Here is a 16,740-nt window from a genome sequence, read left to right as displayed (position 1 = left end):
ATGTGAAAAATTGGTAACTAGGTGAGGTGACCTTAAATCTTCAATGACTGTCTAGAATTGATATAATCATTATGATTTACCGCATGGGCATTTGTAATGAAGGCTGGAAGTATTTCTACAGTTCTGCCATATAAGGAACATATAAAATAAATGGAAGACATGAGTCTTAACTACGATAAAAACTATGCAGAGGGGCTCGATGATGAAGCTTTATATAAGTGCTTATATGAAGCTTGGGGTATCCAAGATAGAAGAATACGAGTTTGGGGGCGGCTAGAGGTCAATGCACAGGGTAATTGGTCGGGTATCAAGCAAGCAAAATTGCTCCAAACCAATGAACCTATTGAGTACCCCCTTCCAAACAGTGGGGAACTTCAATCAGGAGTATTTTTATCTCCCAACAATGCGCGAACTCTCCTTAATGGTAAAAACTCAGTGTTTATAAGATGTGAACTTACATTAGCATCGCATCAACAACGCCAGCATAAAGATAACCCATTTTTACTTTCTATTAAGCCTGACAGTGTCGAGTTACTTACTGAATTACCAAAATTTAGCACTGACGAGGTCATGCACTCAGATCTATCAACCTTCATATCAGATCATATTTATCGACATTTTCTAACAACGTTAGAAAATGAGACGCGAGAAGCAGAAGAAAAAGCTCGCTATAAAATTGAACAAATAGAAGCTGAATATGAAGAGCTACGGCAGAGTTTAACTGACCAGACGGAAGATATAGACAGTGAACTCACCACCTTGAAAACCGAAAGAGAAGCGTTGCAGGGCAGACTTTCAGAATTTGAGGCTAAGCAAAAAATAGTTAAAAACAATATAGAGCTAGAACAGTCAGCACTTAACGCAATCATAGAAAAACAACAGCAGATCGAAGGTGAAATGAGCAAGAAAATAGAACGACTAAAACAATACGTTGAAGAAAAAGCGGGCTTTCTAAAAGATTTTGAGTTTATCGACGAAGATGTTTATGCTGAATTGTCGGGTGAGAAGCAAGTTGGTGAAAATGTTGTTGGTGGTTTGAGCTTTGTCGATGACTTTGAATCTGACTATTCGCAACTTACATCATACTTACAGGCATACCTAAGAGAGCAAGGGCAGTATTACTCTCGCCATATTATCGAGAACTACTTAACCCTCATTCGAACAAATGACTTGGTCATTCTTGCTGGTGACTCTGGTTCAGGTAAGACGAGCCTAGTGCAGTCTTTTGCTGAAGCCGTAGGCGGGGTAGCTAAAATTATCCCTGTTAAACCGAACTGGACTAGTTCTGAGGATCTTTTAGGTTATTACAATCCTTTAGAGAAAAAGTACCTTGCTACTCCTTTCCTGGAAGCATTACTAGAGGCAAACCAAAACCCTGAAATACCTTATTTCATTTGCCTAGATGAGATGAACCTTGCTCGCGTAGAGTACTACTTTGCCGATTTTCTATCTAAGTTAGAAGAGCGTAAGCAGCAGCCTGAAATTCAATTGTATTCAGATGATGAGGCGGCACATGTGTTATCAGAGCTGCGTGGTGTCGTTTCTATCATCAGTGGCGCCAAAGATAAATACAACAAGAATGGTGTCGTTGATTTTGTTGCACTGATGCAGGATGAAGACGTAAACACTGAGATGAAGCGAGCATTTGGCTTCAGTGACAAAGACTCGTTGATTAAGTATCACGGTGATGTTAGACGAATGCTAGCTGGCGTTATTGGTATCCCATCCACAATTACTATCCCAAACAATATAAGAATTATCGGGGCGATTAATATTGATGAAACGACACATTACCTGTCACCAAAGATTCTAGACCGTGCCCATATCATGAAGTTTAAAAGCCCTTTGCTGACCGATTGGCATGCGATTGAGCAAGAAATCGAAAGTTATGGTCTAGGTGATGTTACAAAGTTAGTTCGTTTAACCGTTGATGAGTTGGGGGTACGTGAACCTTATCCTGTTTTTTCGCCAGCTGATGAGTTCTGTCGCTTGTTTACAGCGTTAAATAAGGAGCATTTTCATCCGCTAGGGGTGGAGTTTGGCATGCGTACCATCAGGCAAGGCCTTAACTACCGAGCTCTGTTTAAAGATGTTAATCAGGATGATTCGCTTATCCTAAACAACTTTTTACTACATAAGGTATTGCCTAAGTTCACCTTTGATGGCTCAAAGCCCATTGGCAATGCAGACAAGCTTACTCATATCGAGCGTGTGTTCTTCACACAAATAGAGGAACAGTTATTAGGTTTGGCTGTGGCTGATGAGTTTTCTGTACTTGAAGCTATCAAAGAGATAGTAGTCTCTGCTAAAGCTAACGAAGATGTTGTGAATTACTGGTCATAATCATGAGCACTGCTGGTTTTGAAGTAAGGTACATTGAGACTCGCTGGCATGATAAATCGACATTGCTTGAGTTAATAGAGTCCCAATATGCGTTGCCACTTGAAGAAGAGTCGTCTGGTGGGTACGTAGCATGTACGACGATTTATCCAAAAGTAGATGAACTTCGCTTTTCTCAATTGGCGATTACGTATAATGATCGCGGAAGTACAAGCCCTCCAGTTATTCTTGCATCTGACGGCACGATTATTCCATTGAAAAAAGTGGTTCACCCTGAAACAGGCAAGCAGTGGTGGATCGAGCCTGGAGAGTGGAACCCTAAGAGCAAAGCTTGGGTGACAAATACGCATCGTACCGCTGGGATTATTTCTTTTCAGATAGGAAAGCAGCGACTAGATTTGCACATTACACTAACTGACTCCTCGAAAGAACAACTCGACAAATATCTGATCGATTTCAAGTCAGATATGTGGGAGTTAGTCTTAGACGAGAGCAGTTATATTCAGGCTGAGGCTAAGCAGGGGATGATAGGTAGTGTGGATGAATCTACACTTAGCTTAGTCGGTTCTATATGGAGTTATGGTCGAAATGTTCTAAAGAAACCGAAGTCTGAATTGCGTGAGACCCAAGTTCTCAAACCTCGTATGGCTGTAAAGCCAGTACCTCGTACCTTTATGGAAATTGCTACTAAAGGTAGTACCAAACAGCTGACAAGCCGAAGTACCAAGCCTAATTTCAATGTGGCGGAAAATAGCTATCTACTTTATGCATTACTTAGTACGCATCGGATTGTGTCACAGCTTTGTAGGGTGTCACAAAGCAAAACCGAACGATTGGCAAATAACCTCAGCAAACTCGATGAGCGTCTAGCCAGTTTGAAAGATTATAAGACGGTTAATCGTGACTTGGTTGTTAAGGACTACAAGAAAGCCAAATTAGAGCAAGATCTTAATCATATTAATGTAGAACTGGAGCGAGAGCTACTGGAGATTAATTCTGGTGCATCATCTCACGGTGTTACTGGGTATCTGAGAATTCAAAAGCAAAGTCAATATGGATCACATTTTTGTTTGTGTAAATTCGAAGAGGCGCAAGAATGGAAGCCTCTTCCTGGCTTTAAATATTCTTCCATTGAACTTGATGGCCGATATAAGGCTCTTTTTCAAGCTTACACCGACTACAAGCTGACTGCTGACATGAGCAGCCGCCCTGTTGGTGGTGGTCAAGGTGCTGTTCTTTCTATCGAACACCTTTCCTCCATAGAGATTATTGGTGAACCCCTATGGCTTAAACGTAAACGTGAAAAGTTTCGTGATATGGAGGAAATGGCAGTAGCATTGAGTAAGAGTGATTGGAAAAAACAACTGACCAACCAAGAGTTAGAAGAGCAGGATAAGGAACGAGAATCCATAGAAAATCGTAAGAAGTTCTTTAACGAGCAACAACAGAATGTATCTTATGTTCGTAAACATCTTGAACCTAAAGAAAAACAGCTCAAGGAGCTCACCAAGCAGCTAATTACGTTAGGGATAAAGCCCAAACGTACATTTCCCAACTCAATGACATTTGTTCAGAACCCAAATTATCAAGGCGTTCATGCAGGTTTTAAGAAACTCAAAGAGCAGATTGGCTTAACAGATGAAGACATACTTATGTCGCTGGAAGCAATTGACAGAATTGGGTTGGTCAATATCCCCTTGTTATACGAGCGATGGTGTTTGTTACAACTAATCAAGACACTGCAACATCAGTTCAGATTCACCCCCGAGGATGGTTGGAAACGTAAACTATTAAAAATTTTAGAAAACAAATCAGATAACACCTCAATCCAGTTTACTAACTTGCAGGCAAAACGACAGGTGGATTTGTTTTATGAGCCACGCCTAGAGAATGGCAAACTTCCTGACTTTGTTTTAGATATGACCTTTGAAGCAAAAGACGGCAGTCAAGCTCAAAAAAAGGTAGTGCTTGATGCAAAGTTTTATTCCGATGGGTTTATGCGCCAGCAAGGTGGACTAAGCGGGGTTGTTAAAGGCCTTGCGTTACGCAAGGACTATTCAGAGGGTGGTAAAAATGCAGTATTCATTCTTCACCCAACAGCTCAAGCAGTGATAGAGGCTAATGGGCCAGTATCACCTCAAGAGTGGGGGAAGGTATCTCATCTTGGAGAGTTGAAGCTTTTTGAATGGGACCAGCGTGAACAACCTCATCAATTTGGTGCAATCTGTTTGAATCCCCTTATTTCTCACCAGCATGGCGATGAAATGCAGAGAATGTTGGGAATGTTCTTGCAATATGAAATTGATAATAGTGGCTCTGATGACGATGTAGCAAATCACAATTTCTGCATAGGGTGTGGCTCTACAGCATTACGTAAGGTTGAGCATACTCACAGAAACCAGAGCAAGGTGTGGTATCAATGTACCGAGTGCGATCTTTTCACTGTCTACAATCATTGCTACCAGTGTAATCACAGACTAATAAAGAACGGCGAACACTGGACTTATCACTCCACGATGCCAATGCAACCAATAAATATTAAGTGCCCTAGTTGCGAGGTTCCAATCTGACAGTGGCCTATCGGATCAAAGCTGAAAGCTTAAAAGCTATGAGTGTAGTTGTTGGGTAAAACTAGCTAAAGCTTTGTTGCATGTTTGGATTTTGAACAATTTAGTAGCTTAATTTCATTTTTCATTTCGCTTCTATTAAAAACGCATGAGTTTTTTTAAAAAAATGTTATCCAAAGCTAGACATAAAAATTCAATGTTGTATCATCTGCGCCCGTTGTCGAGCGAAGCTCATCAGTGAGTACTCTTCCTGTTGAGATGATCAAGTAGTGCTGTGACCACTTTTTTTATAAAATTGGCCACAAAGCTTGAACGTTTTTTCTTAGGGCTCTGAAATAAACCAATAATTTATTTTCTAAGTTATTGATTTAATATGATATTAAGTTAAAATGCTCTTCAAGGTTGGTTGAGGCAAGTTAAAGTTCTTTTGATTTTTAGCCCTTACAAGGCGAATGTCGGGAGTTCGAACCTCTCCACACCCACCACTTATAAGACAGTGGCTAAACAGCTTATGACAACGGAGTGGTAGTTCAGTTGGTTAGAATACCTGCCTGTCACGCAGGGGGTCGCGGGTTCGAGTCCCGTCCATTCCGCCACTTACTTTCAATGAGAAGTGAGTTGGCAGTGTTACCATCATTACGATGGGTGTGTAGCTCAGTTGGGAGAGCGTCGCCCTTACAAGGCGAATGTCGGGAGTTCGAACCTCTCCACACCCACCATCAATTCTTCTTGCTCAGCAATTCTCTTAAAGCTTCTGATTTTTAATAGTTTATTTTTTCAATCTGTACATGGCATTTATAGCCTCGGTTGACCACAACTTTTATTAATTTCCCATGTGACTTCGGTTTGACCGATTTGTGTCATATTTTACGAATTCCACTTTTAGTAACGTCTTTTCAAAAACATTCCTCGTGTGATTTAGCGGTTCGTACTATCGAGCTATAAATCAACAAACTCTCTTCGACAACCTTATTTTACCAACAAGCTTTCTTTTCCAAAGTATCCATACAATTTCGTCTGAATGGCCATTTCTAATGCGAATTAATGGCGCAAAACTTCAATACAAACTCATTATGACACTGTTACGATCGAAAGGGCCTCATGCTGTCTTCCCGTTTGTCTACAAACGGTGATGGACGGCACACGTAGCCTGTGTGATCGTAATCGACTCCGCTCATCTTCGTTATTTTTTAATATGAATGTCTGAGTTAGTAGTTGTGTCTCCACAGTGAGGAGAGGTGAATAGAACAGATTGTTCGAAACGTTACTGGGTGTAATTTTATATAAAGCGCGGATTATTTGAGTCTGGCTTTGAGTAATTCAATGACTGGACGAACACCCATGTCAGCACTTCTAGTGCTGATGTTGCTTACGATTGAAATAGCCTAAGGAGAAGTAATTTGTTTGGTCAAAGACGCATCAGAGCTTTAGAACAAGAGCTGAACCAGGCTCGACAAGAGAAGCAATCACTTGAACAGAAAGTGATTGTGCTGACCGAAAGTCTGCAGCAAGCTTCTGCTCTCAAACAAGAAAAGCCAGAACCTAGAATAGACACTCAACTGTTACAAAACCAGCATGAGGTGTTTGTTCGTGCCTTGAAATTTGCAGATGATATATCAGAGCAATTGTTTGAACCCATGACGGCTTCTGAAGGTACGAATACCAATATTCAGAGTAACAAACAGGACATTGCAAAGCTGACCCACAGCATGTCTGGTATTTCTGAACGAAGTCACAGTAGTCTCGAAAATGTTAAGGCCCTTAAGGATATTTCTTCAGAAATTAAAAGCTTTACAGATACGATTCAAAGCATTTCCGAGCAAACAAACCTGTTGGCTTTGAATGCAGCTATTGAAGCGGCAAGAGCAGGGGAGCAAGGCCGAGGCTTTGCGGTGGTTGCCGACGAAGTCCGAACATTGGCCACCAAAGCTAAAGAATCCAGCGATCATATTTCAAGTCTAGTGCAACGTATTGATGAGCGTACACAGGCCGTATTAAACCAAATAGGGGCTCTTAGTAGCGACGCTACTGTACTGCGTGAAGCGAGTAGAGTACTAGAGCAATCGTTTGAAATTTCTTCAATTAGTATTGATAAATTAATGCTCTCTGGATACCAGTCGATGGCCTATGCCCACGCAGCAGCCTCAATTTTAGAATTGCACGCATGGCGTTCTAAAGTGCTAATAGCGTTAGCTGAAAATGATAAAAACGCTTAGCCTGAAGGTCTAAGTCAAACAAAGTTCTACGATTGGTATCATCGAGGCTCAGACAACGAATTCAACTATCGCAACCAGAGCCACTTTGTAGCGATTAATAAAGATCTAGAAGAGCTTAATGAGCTGTCATTAAACGCTGAAACACTTGATGCTCATGAGATAGATGCCATGATACAGCTTGATATGCGGATGAATCGCGCAATTAACGCTGTCGAATCACGCTTAGAAGCGGTACAACAATATCTATTTAAGTGTATTCAAAGCCAATAACCTATGCGTAGAAGGCGCCTGAAGGGGCGTCTTTTACGTTCTGAGTTCTAGGAGGGCTCTAAAGCAGTTGTCCAATTAAGCGATAGCTATCAAGACGATCTGCTTGGCTGTAAGTAACGGTTACCATTGCTATTTCCTGGCAACCAAATTCAGTTGATAAGCGGTGGATCTCATCCCAGCATTGTTCTGGGGTGCCTACGGTATACCCCGCGAGAATATGATCATAAGCACTTTGCAATGACACAGGTAGATGGCGGTAGCGGTCTTGAACCTCAGCAGGCGTTAGAAAGTCAGCTCTCTGCCCCATTTGCGCTGCTAACTTACGGTACACCGCTGTGCCAGCACGTAGCTTGGCTTCCTCTTCTGTCTCGGCACAAATGCACGCAATCGCCAACATGGTATGGCTTGAATACCCGTGATTTGCTTTTTCAAATGCTGTTCGATAGCCAGTAAAAATCGCAGGATGACAGTTATCGGGGTCAATAAAACGAGCTAAGGCAAGGTTGTAACCTAACTGACCTGCTAACTCAGCACTTCCGCCACTAGAGCCAAGCATCCATAATTGCGGCTGAGGGGTATGATCAGACATTACTTTAATGCTATGAAAGGGGTGCTCTTTTGGTAGCGTTTGATGTATGAATCCTTTTAATTGTTGTGCTTTATCTGAATAATAATCGCCAGCGTTCGGTACATTTGGGTAGGCTAGCGCTTGCGAGGTCAGCGCAGATCCACCTGGGGCACGACCGATGCCTAAATCAATTCGGTCTGGGAACAAGGTCGCCATCATCGAGAAACATTCCGCAACCTTCAATGGACTGTAATGAGAGAGCATCACGCCGCCACTGCCGACACGCATACGCTCGGTCACACTCGCAAGATGAGAGACTAATATCTCTGGGCAAGGATTAGCAAAGTGAATACTGTTGTGGTGCTCTGCAACCCAATATCGGTAATAACCCAGTTGATCGCATAATTTTGCAAGCTCTACACTAAGGGAAGGGGCTGCATTTTTATCATGGGAACCGTGTACGGGGGTTTGGTCAACGACTGATAGCCTGATGGACATCTCTGTTCCTAAAGATAGAATATGATTAACAAGTTAACTATATTCTATCATGTCTAGCTAACTTGCTGTATCCGTGAAGCATAAGAGCTTTCTAGAATTTTACGTTGATAGGCGAACGGTGTAGAGCTGACGAGATTCTTAAACTCACGCATGAAATGGGGTTGATCACTAAAGCCGAGGTTATGAGCAAGCTCGATAAACGTTACTTCAGACAGTTGATTGATCTGGTTCACGGCGCTTTGGCAGCGAATGATCCGACTAAATTCCTTGGGTGAAATCCCTAGTTCTTCTCTAAATAAACGCTGTAGGGTTCGTTTGCTTATGCCTGTGATCGTTTCCAATTCGTTGATTTGAATGTTGCCTGAGCATTCATTAATGGCATTCAAAGCAACTTGGGTTTTATGAGAGGGTTTAGAAAATTCCTCTCGTGCAAGGTGTTTCAGGATAATTTGAACTTGGTGGTTAAAGTTTTGGTTGGTAATGAGCTTTTCCAAAAGATGGTCGCGATCATGGGCGAGATCAAATAAATTCAGCCGTTGGCTGATCAATTCTTTCGCGGATATATTGAGGTATCTTGGCAGTGCACCTGGTGTAAAGCGTACTCCAAGGTATTCGTGACCAGATTTTAACTTTGCATTTTGGGCTCGCAATGTTGAGCCACAGATTTTGGCGCTTGGCGTGGTTTCCGTACAATCAAACATAATATCAATACAGCCATCCGGAATCGCAAACGTCGTATCCGAGCTGACGCCCGCTTGAAAACGATAAATTTGCGAAATGCCTTTTAATTGGGGCTTATATTGAGTTAATCCCTTCATTGCATTGAGCACAAACCACGGCTGCTCACTCGTTCCTTGACATACTTTTGCTAATGTACGCATTGCTGATGCCTTTTTAATTCTTGTTTTCTTACTTTTCAACTGTGCAGCTATTTCTGCACTTGGCGCGTTTCTTCAATATTTTTAATGCCAAACTCTTTAACGTATTCAAATGATAGTACGACTCCCATGAGTTGTAGTAAATGTAATTAAAAAAAATTAACATGTTAAGTATAGGTGTGGCATGGCCGAGAATACTAAGATTGATTTTATTTACTTGTCTGAAGAAGACATGATCAAAGCTGGCGTCACGGACATGGCGCAGTGTGTGGATACCATGGAAGAGATGTTTGCTTTGCTGCATAAAGGTGACTACCGAATGGCAGGGCCGAATAATGATTCTCATGGAGCAATGATTACCTTTCCTGAGGAGTCTCCATTTCCAACCATGCCAAAACCAACGGCAGATCGTCGCTTGATGGCTATGCCAGCTTACCTTGGTGGAGACTTCCAGACCTGTGGCGTTAAATGGTATGGCTCAAACATCGCTAACCGTGAGCGTGGCTTACCTCGTTCTATTCTGATGATGATCTTGAACGACATCGAAACCAGTGCCCCCTTGGCGATGATGTCGGCAAACCTGCTTTCTGCCTACCGTACTGGTGCTATTCCTGGTGTGGGCGCAAGACATTTAGCTCGCAAAGATGCCAAAGTGATTGGTCTACTGGGGCCTGGTGTAATGGGTAAGACAACCATCGCTTCTTTTATGGCTGTGCGTCCTAATATCGATACCATCAAAATCAAAGGCCGTGGCCAGAAAAACCTAGATAACTTTGTGGCTTGGGTGAAAGAGACTTACCCGCAGTTAAAAAATATTCAAGTGGTTGATTCCATTGAAGCGGTGGTTCGTGACTCTGACCTAGTGTCGTTCTGTAATTCAGGCGAGGTCGGAGATCCTTCTCTTTACCCGATGGTGAAACACGAGTGGGTGAAACCTGGAGCGTTCTTAGCGATGCCAGCGAGCTGCAGCCTAGATGATGGTATGAGCAGCGATAATGTTCGTAAAGTCATGGACAGTATTGGTCTATACAAAGCTTGGTACGAAGAAGTGCCAAAACCTGCTCACAATCACATTCCTCTAGTGGGTATGCGCTTTATGGACATGATTGATGCCAAGCTAATGGCTGAATCAGATCTGGAAGATCTAGGCGCGATTGTCTCTGGTGATACGCCAGCACGTAAAAATGATGAGGAAATCATCATCATGTCAGTCGGTGGTATGCCAGTTGAGGACGTCGCTTGGGCGACTGTGATTTACCGTAATGCAGTTGAGAAAGGCATTGGTGTACCGCTAAACCTTTGGAATACCCCAGCACTTGCTTAACTTCCCATTGTATTTGAATTAACTCTTAACAGATAAAGGCATACCCATGGCTAAAATTATTAAAGTAAAAACTGGCTCAAAATTTGAAGAAATCGCTAGCTACTCTCGTGTTGTTGCGGTTGATAACTGGATTTACGTATCTAACACAGCGGGCCGTAACCCTGATACCAAAGAAATTCCTGAAGACGTGATTGAACAAACGGCACAAGTCTTTGAAAACATTGAGCGCGCACTAGTGGCGGTTGGCTCTAGCCTAAAAGACGTCGTTGTGTCACGCGTGTTCATTCAGGATCCTGCGGATACTGAAAAAGTGATGGCCTTCATTGGGACTAAATTCCGCGGCGTGGATCCAACCACCACGGTAACCTGTCCACCTTTAGGTTCAACGGTTTACAAGGTGGAGCTAGAAGTGACCGCTTACCGTGGTGCCGCTGAAGCAGACGTGGAAACCATCACTATTGCCCAGTAATTAACGGCTAAAGGTTGAATTGATAAGCTGGTTCAACCTTTATGGAGGAATGGTATGACGATTACACTTGAGCGTTTGGCAACGCAGGACGAGCTACCTAGCTCAGCATCGGTTGTAGTAATTGGTGGTGGTATCGCAGGTGTTTCAGCGGCTCTTGCGCTGGCAGAGAAAAATATTTCTGTGGTTTTACTTGAGAAGGGCCATATTGCTGGCGAGCAATCCTCAAGGAACTTAGGTTGGATTCGTAAAACCAGCCGTCATCCTGAGGATGTCCCCCTAGCCTTAGCTGCGGACCAGCTTTGGTCGCAAATGGCAGAGCGGGTTGGAAGCGATGTAGGCTATAAGCAATCTGGCATTATGTTCCTTTCTCAAACGGATGAATTATTAGGAATGCACGAGTCGTGGCTCAAGTCTGTTGAGTCATTATCTTTAGGCTCGAAAATGTTATCTCAAAAGGAAATTGATAAGTTGGTGCCTGGCGGTGTAGGGCAGTGGAAAGGTGGGTTGTATACCCCAACCGATGGTAAAGCTGAGCCTCATCTTGCCGTGCCCGCTATGGCTAAAGCGGCCATCCAAAAAGGGGCTACGATTGTACAACACTGCGCGGTACGATCATTGGTGACGACAGCAGGTAAAATCAGTGGCGTGTTAACGGAAAAAGGCGAAATTCGCTGTGAGCAAGTACTGCTTGCGGGCGGAGCTTGGTCTCGTCGATTCCTTGGTAATCACGGAATTTCATTACCCACTTTGCCGTTAGTGTGTTCTGTATTGCGTACTGCGCCGATGGACGGCCCAACGGATATTGCGGTTGGTGGACCAGATTTTTCATTTCGAAAGCATCAAGGTGGCGGTTACATAATTACTCAACGCGGTAAGCTCGATGCACCCGTGACATTGGATCATCTATTAATAGGACATAAATATTTAGAGCAGCTAAAACACCAGCGTAGCTTTTTGAAAGTATCATTTGGTTCAACGTTCTTTAAAGATCTAGCTTTGGGACGTAAATGGCAAGCGGGAGCGGTAAGTCCTATGGAAAAAGTTCGGGTGAATAATCCACCCGTTAACCATGGGCTCAATCAGGATGCATTGAATAACTTAAGTAAGGCGTGGCCTGCGTTTGAACGAGCAACCATCGAAGAGGCATGGGCTGGCGTGATTGATGTGACACCAGATTCTAATCCTGTGATTGATCGTATTCGCAGTATTCCTGGCTTAACAATCGCTACCGGCTTCTCTGGACATGGGTTTGGCACAGGGCCCGCAGCGGGTCAATTAGCAGCGGACATTGTGATGGATGTGAAGCCTATTATCGATCCTACTCCTTATAAATTTGATCGATTTTAACTAGACGTAAAATGTCCCCAAAGAGCTATTTAGAGTGTTCAATCATACCGTTAGACTGATAAGTGATGATTCTCGATCATCACTTAATGATTGAATTAATTATGAGTTCTGCCCTTTTTTGCGCAACCTTTTGGTTGCGCTTTTTTATTTATTTGGAGGAGAAAGTTTTATGACTTCGTCTAATAATGAGCTTAACTCTTTTAATTTTTTCTCACCTAATTGATCGATCAGCTGTTTATATCCCGCGTCCACATCTGGGCGAAATTCTGAAACAAGTTTTTTGGCTTTGTCAGATAAAGAGAGCAAAGTGATGCGTTGATCCTCGTGGGAGCGAATGCGAATGATCATGCCATCTTCTACAAAACTTTTGATAATGCGAGTCAGACTAGGGCTCAAAATACAGCAAAGATGAGCTAGCTGTTTCGCTTCCAACTCTTTATGGTCATTTAGTACACGTAAAACCCGCCATTGTTGTTCAGTAAAGCCTGCTTGCTGTAGTACCGGTCTAAAAAAAGTCATCGCTGACTCACGGGCTCGGAGTAGCTGTAGGGTTAAAGAGTCTTCAAGTTTCTTCATGCGTTAATTGGGCTTAATTAAAAAGTATCGTAATAGTTTAAAGGTAAGTGGTTGGTATTCATAGTTATGCGGTTGGCTAAAGCGTTTTGTAAACGCAGAAGTGCCAGATGGCGGCCGCGGCACAGAAAGCCAGTATACAGGCTGCGAATAAGCTGCTATGAAACGTAATGAGCCATGGGGCAAGTTGAGAAATCAGCGCGCCCATAGAAAGCTGTAAAAAGCCCATCAAGCCTGCTGCGGTTGTGGTCTGATTCGCCAGTGCGCCCACGCCTGCAGATTGGTAGGATGGCTGGCTGATGCCTCGTCCAAAGGTGACTAAAGACATGGGGAGAAACAGCATCGCATAGGATGCAGGGAAAATGAGCTGGGTGAGTAAAAGCAAAATAGCGCCCATTACACACATTACATTGCCAGCATTAATGGTCTTATTAACACTCCAGATTTTATTTAACCGAGTGCTGCAAAAGCCGCCCACTAGAAAACTGGCAGAAATACAAATAAACCAATAACCAAATAACTCAGGGCTATGTGATGTATCGGGAATTAAATAAGGGGCGCTGGCAACGAAAATATAAAAGCAGCAGGCGATGAGCGTATTGGCACCGGTATACGTCCGAAATTGCGTGTTTTGCAGTAATTCACGGTACTGAATGAGGGTCTCTGTTAAGCCAAGTCGAGTTGTTGGTTTAATATGGCCTTGTATTACTTTCTTGAACGCTAGGATGAGGATAAAAGCCTGAACCGCGGATAGGAGCCCAATGCTCGGCCATCCAAAATAGGTGCTGAGGTAACTTCCTAGGAGGGGGGCAATACTTTGTGCTAGAGCGATTGCCATGACAATATAGCCCATCATATGTGAGCTTTGCTCTTTACCAAACGTCAGCACCAATAATGAACGGGCATTAGAGATTAAAATCGCACCTCCTAAACCTTGTAGAACTCGACTAACCAGCAGAATGTATATATTTAAATCCTGCCAAATCAACATTCCTCCAATCAAGAAAAGGGACAGTCCAATCAGAATGGTTTTAGATTGACCTAGAGCATTGATCATAACGCCTACCGACAGTTGTCCCACAGCGAGTGCAATCAAATAAAGCGATACGCTCATCTGTATTAAGCTATGACTGACTTGAAAGTGCTGCGCCAAATTGGGCAGCAGGGGAATGATCATGTTCAGTGCCAGCGGGCTGGCCATCGACATTAAGATGAGCGTGCTAAGGGTCTTATTCACGGTTTATCTCTTTTAATCTGAAAGCACGAAAGGCCAAGAGGAAAATTCCCCTTGGCCTTTGAATGTATTAACTCAAAAAGTGGATGTTTACATCAGCAAAGCTGTCTAAGCAGCATCTGAAGTTGCTGCTTAAAGACTTCATATTCTTCATCCGTGAACTCTTCAAACACTTGGTCGGTTTGCTTTTGTGAAATATCCCAGAGCCTATCGGCCATCTCTTGGCCTTTTGGCGTTAAAGAAAAATCAGCATTAATAAAGCCAAATTGCTGTAAGCTTTCAACCCCCGCCGCCACATCTTCCTCAGGAATGGTGACTAGGTGTTTTAAGTCTTCAAGAGTGGTGTTTGATGTGTCACTCAGTACCAGTAGCAAACGCGCTTCGCTGGTGCTTAAGCCTGCCGCAGATTGTTTAGGTAGATAGTTCTCTTGAATTTTTTGCAGCACCTTATTCATCAGATAAATGGCACTGTTATGCAGGCGTTCCAAAGTAGAAGGTGACGCGACAGGGTCACTAGACTGTGTCCCTGTAAATGGAATCGCACCAGCATAGTTACCTTGAACATACAATAATGGACTGCGGCTATGATTTTCAAAAGCCACCACTTTACCGATCATAATCCAGTGGTCGCCACCGTCTACGATTTGGTAGTTTTCGCACTGAAAATTGGCCGCCGTATTGGCCAGCAAGGGGGCACTACCTGCTCCCAAAGTAAACTCCGCTTCAGCGAATTTATCTTCGGTTCGACGGGCGAAATGATTTGAAACATCAATTTGATCAGCGGCCAGAATATTGACGGCAAAGTGGCTCGCTTTTTCAAACACGGGGTAACTGCCAGACTCTTTGATAATGCTCCATAGCACCAATGGTGGATCAAGGGAGACTGAGTTAAAACTGTTGGCAGTGACGCCGACTTTGGTACCGTCTTCAGATTGAGCGGTGATAACGGTCACGCCAGTGGCGAAGTTGCCAAGACAACGGCGGAATTCTTTTGGATCGAAGTTCATAATCTGAGTGCTCTTTTAATTTTTAGAAGAGAACGAGAGCGATCAATGAAGGCCCTCGTAGCCATAGCGCTTAAAGCAGTGATGGATCAGGCTCAAGCCCCATGATTTCTCGGCCTAGGATCTGGGCGCAGACATCGTAGTCGGTGTAAGCATGAGCGCCACACATATGGCAATCACGGAATAAGCGCTGTGCTTCTTTATCCAGCATCCATTGTGTTGCACCGATCGCGTTGAACAAACGGTCGACGGCTTCAATACACATTTTTACGGCATAAGCTTGATTGGTGCGCCAGTAAGCCAGCTCTTCACGATTCGGGTAACGGTGCGCTTCAGCGAACTCACGGTGCTCGTCCCATGTTTTTTCCATGAAAGCGCGGGCAGCATTGACCTGATGAGTTGACTCCGCTAAACGCATCAGGGCAGGGGTTGCGGCATTGACTTTAGCGCCTGTGTAAGCACGTACACGTTTAGAGGTAACGTCTTTAAACACTTCAAGCATGCGCTCAGCCACACCTAATGCCATGGATGCAAAGCCAGAAGCAAAGTAAGGGCGGTAAGGCGCGTAGAAAACTTTGCTGTCAGGGTATAGGCCAAAACCAGCAGATTTCCCTTCCATCATATCTTTTGCTTTTTGAATACGATGTTCAGGGACAAAGGCGTCTTCGATTACCAGAGTCTTGGTACCTGAGCCTTTCATAGCCAACGAGTGCCAATCATCTTGGATGCTGTAGTCAGAGCGAGGAATCACGGCGAAGCAGTAGTCTTTAGCACCTTCACTGTTGTCACGTAGGAAGCCGACAATGGCCCATTCAGCGTGATCACAGCCACTGCTCCACATCATATTGCCGGTGAACTTGATACCGCCTTCCGCTTCTTCGTATTTACCAAACGGGGCAATGCTACTGCTAGCGGTCGCATCAGGATTGTTTCCCCATACATCCTCTTGAAGCTCTTTTGAAAACATCGCCATTTGATGGTTGTGAGTACAAAGCAAACTAAAGGCCCAAGCGGTGCTGCAACAAGCGCCGGCCAGTGCAGCGATGCAGTCACAGAACTCTGGTAGCGAAATTTCATAGCCGCCGTAGGCTTTAGGTAAAAAAGCTTTGTGCAAACCGATCTTTTTCAATAGTTCGATATTTTCTGTTGGGACTTTTCTTAAATCTTCCGCGTGAGATGCGTTTTTGGCAATCTCAGGAAGGACAGACTTAAGATCTTCAAGTAATGGATTAGGACGCTTCATGACACAACCTCTTATTTTTATTCATTCAGATTGAGCACATTATTAGAAATGCTCCAATTGAGATAAATGGCCAATTCGAGCTAATCACTAGGACTTTTCTAGAAAATTAAGTATCTCGTTAACCGTTAGTTGATATTCATTGACAGTCATTAATTTAACATGTTAATTAATTTTTATATAGGGATTCAGTCCCAATTTGAAAAGAGGAA

General features: G+C 43.5%; 12 protein-coding genes and 2 tRNA genes. 8 read left to right on the top strand and 6 right to left on the bottom strand.

Annotation, left to right across the window (positions count from 1 at the left end):
• Positions 1-150: 150 nt before the first annotated feature.
• The 5 genes from ASC49_RS10095 (at position 151) to ASC49_RS10075 (ending at position 7,123) form a co-directional block, all read left to right on the top strand.
• Positions 151-2,343: an McrB family protein gene (locus ASC49_RS10095; RefSeq protein WP_082443796.1), complete on the top strand. Its 2,193-nt coding sequence runs from the start codon at positions 151-153 to the stop codon at positions 2,341-2,343.
• Between the two features lie 2 nt (positions 2,344-2,345).
• Positions 2,346-4,910 carry a nuclease domain-containing protein gene (locus ASC49_RS10090; protein WP_055463117.1) on the top strand — a complete coding sequence of 855 codons (2,565 nt, stop codon included), beginning with the start codon at positions 2,346-2,348 and terminating at the stop codon, positions 4,908-4,910.
• A gap of 516 nt (positions 4,911-5,426) precedes the next feature.
• Positions 5,427-5,503 (top strand) — tRNA-Asp (locus ASC49_RS10085).
• Between the two features lie 47 nt (positions 5,504-5,550).
• Positions 5,551-5,626: transfer RNA gene (locus ASC49_RS10080), tRNA-Val, on the top strand.
• Positions 5,627-6,544: 918 nt separating this feature from the next.
• Positions 6,545-7,123 carry a methyl-accepting chemotaxis protein gene (locus ASC49_RS10075; RefSeq protein WP_141656831.1) on the top strand — a complete coding sequence of 193 codons (579 nt, stop codon included), beginning with the start codon at positions 6,545-6,547 and terminating at the stop codon, positions 7,121-7,123.
• A gap of 328 nt (positions 7,124-7,451) precedes the next feature.
• Here ASC49_RS10075 and ASC49_RS10070 read toward each other — a convergent pair whose 3' ends face one another.
• Positions 7,452-8,459 (bottom strand): MsnO8 family LLM class oxidoreductase, encoded by a 1,008-nt coding sequence (locus ASC49_RS10070; protein WP_055463115.1) that lies wholly within the window; start codon positions 8,457-8,459, stop codon positions 7,452-7,454.
• A 53-nt stretch (positions 8,460-8,512) separates the two neighbouring features.
• Positions 8,513-9,379, bottom strand: a complete 867-nt coding sequence (locus tag ASC49_RS10065; RefSeq protein ID WP_141656826.1) for a helix-turn-helix domain-containing protein — start codon at positions 9,377-9,379, stop codon at positions 8,513-8,515.
• 142 nt (positions 9,380-9,521) lie between these two features.
• Between ASC49_RS10065 and ASC49_RS10060 the strand changes: the two genes are divergently transcribed.
• Genes ASC49_RS10060 through ASC49_RS10050 form a run of 3 tightly spaced genes read left to right on the top strand, consistent with a single transcriptional unit; the run spans position 9,522 to position 12,477 of the window.
• Positions 9,522-10,661: a tyramine oxidase subunit B gene (locus tag ASC49_RS10060; RefSeq protein ID WP_055463113.1), complete on the top strand. Its 1,140-nt coding sequence runs from the start codon at positions 9,522-9,524 to the stop codon at positions 10,659-10,661.
• A 46-nt stretch (positions 10,662-10,707) separates the two neighbouring features.
• The gene (locus ASC49_RS10055) at positions 10,708-11,130 is read left to right on the top strand and encodes a RidA family protein (RefSeq protein ID WP_055463112.1); all 423 of its coding nucleotides are present in this window, start codon (positions 10,708-10,710) and stop codon (positions 11,128-11,130) included.
• 54 nt (positions 11,131-11,184) lie between these two features.
• A complete protein-coding gene (locus tag ASC49_RS10050; RefSeq protein WP_055463111.1) occupies positions 11,185-12,477 on the top strand; it encodes an NAD(P)/FAD-dependent oxidoreductase in 1,293 nt (430 codons plus the stop codon).
• A 144-nt stretch (positions 12,478-12,621) separates the two neighbouring features.
• Here ASC49_RS10050 and hpaR read toward each other — a convergent pair whose 3' ends face one another.
• From hpaR to ASC49_RS10030, 4 genes are all read right to left on the bottom strand, one after another.
• Positions 12,622-13,053 carry a homoprotocatechuate degradation operon regulator HpaR gene (gene hpaR, locus ASC49_RS10045; protein WP_055463110.1) on the bottom strand — a complete coding sequence of 144 codons (432 nt, stop codon included), beginning with the start codon at positions 13,051-13,053 and terminating at the stop codon, positions 12,622-12,624.
• A 76-nt stretch (positions 13,054-13,129) separates the two neighbouring features.
• The gene (locus tag ASC49_RS10040; protein ID WP_055463109.1) at positions 13,130-14,287 is read right to left on the bottom strand and encodes an MFS transporter; all 1,158 of its coding nucleotides are present in this window, start codon (positions 14,285-14,287) and stop codon (positions 13,130-13,132) included.
• A gap of 92 nt (positions 14,288-14,379) precedes the next feature.
• Positions 14,380-15,291 (bottom strand): p-hydroxyphenylacetate 3-hydroxylase reductase component, encoded by a 912-nt coding sequence (locus ASC49_RS10035; RefSeq protein ID WP_055463108.1) that lies wholly within the window; start codon positions 15,289-15,291, stop codon positions 14,380-14,382.
• A gap of 70 nt (positions 15,292-15,361) precedes the next feature.
• Positions 15,362-16,531 carry a p-hydroxyphenylacetate 3-hydroxylase oxygenase component gene (locus ASC49_RS10030; protein ID WP_055463107.1) on the bottom strand — a complete coding sequence of 390 codons (1,170 nt, stop codon included), beginning with the start codon at positions 16,529-16,531 and terminating at the stop codon, positions 15,362-15,364.
• Positions 16,532-16,740: the final 209 nt, after the last annotated feature.

The organism is Marinomonas fungiae (assembly GCF_001418205.1).
Lineage (GTDB): Bacteria > Pseudomonadota > Gammaproteobacteria > Pseudomonadales > Marinomonadaceae > Marinomonas > Marinomonas fungiae.
This window is presented reverse-complemented; position numbering and strand designations above follow the sequence as displayed.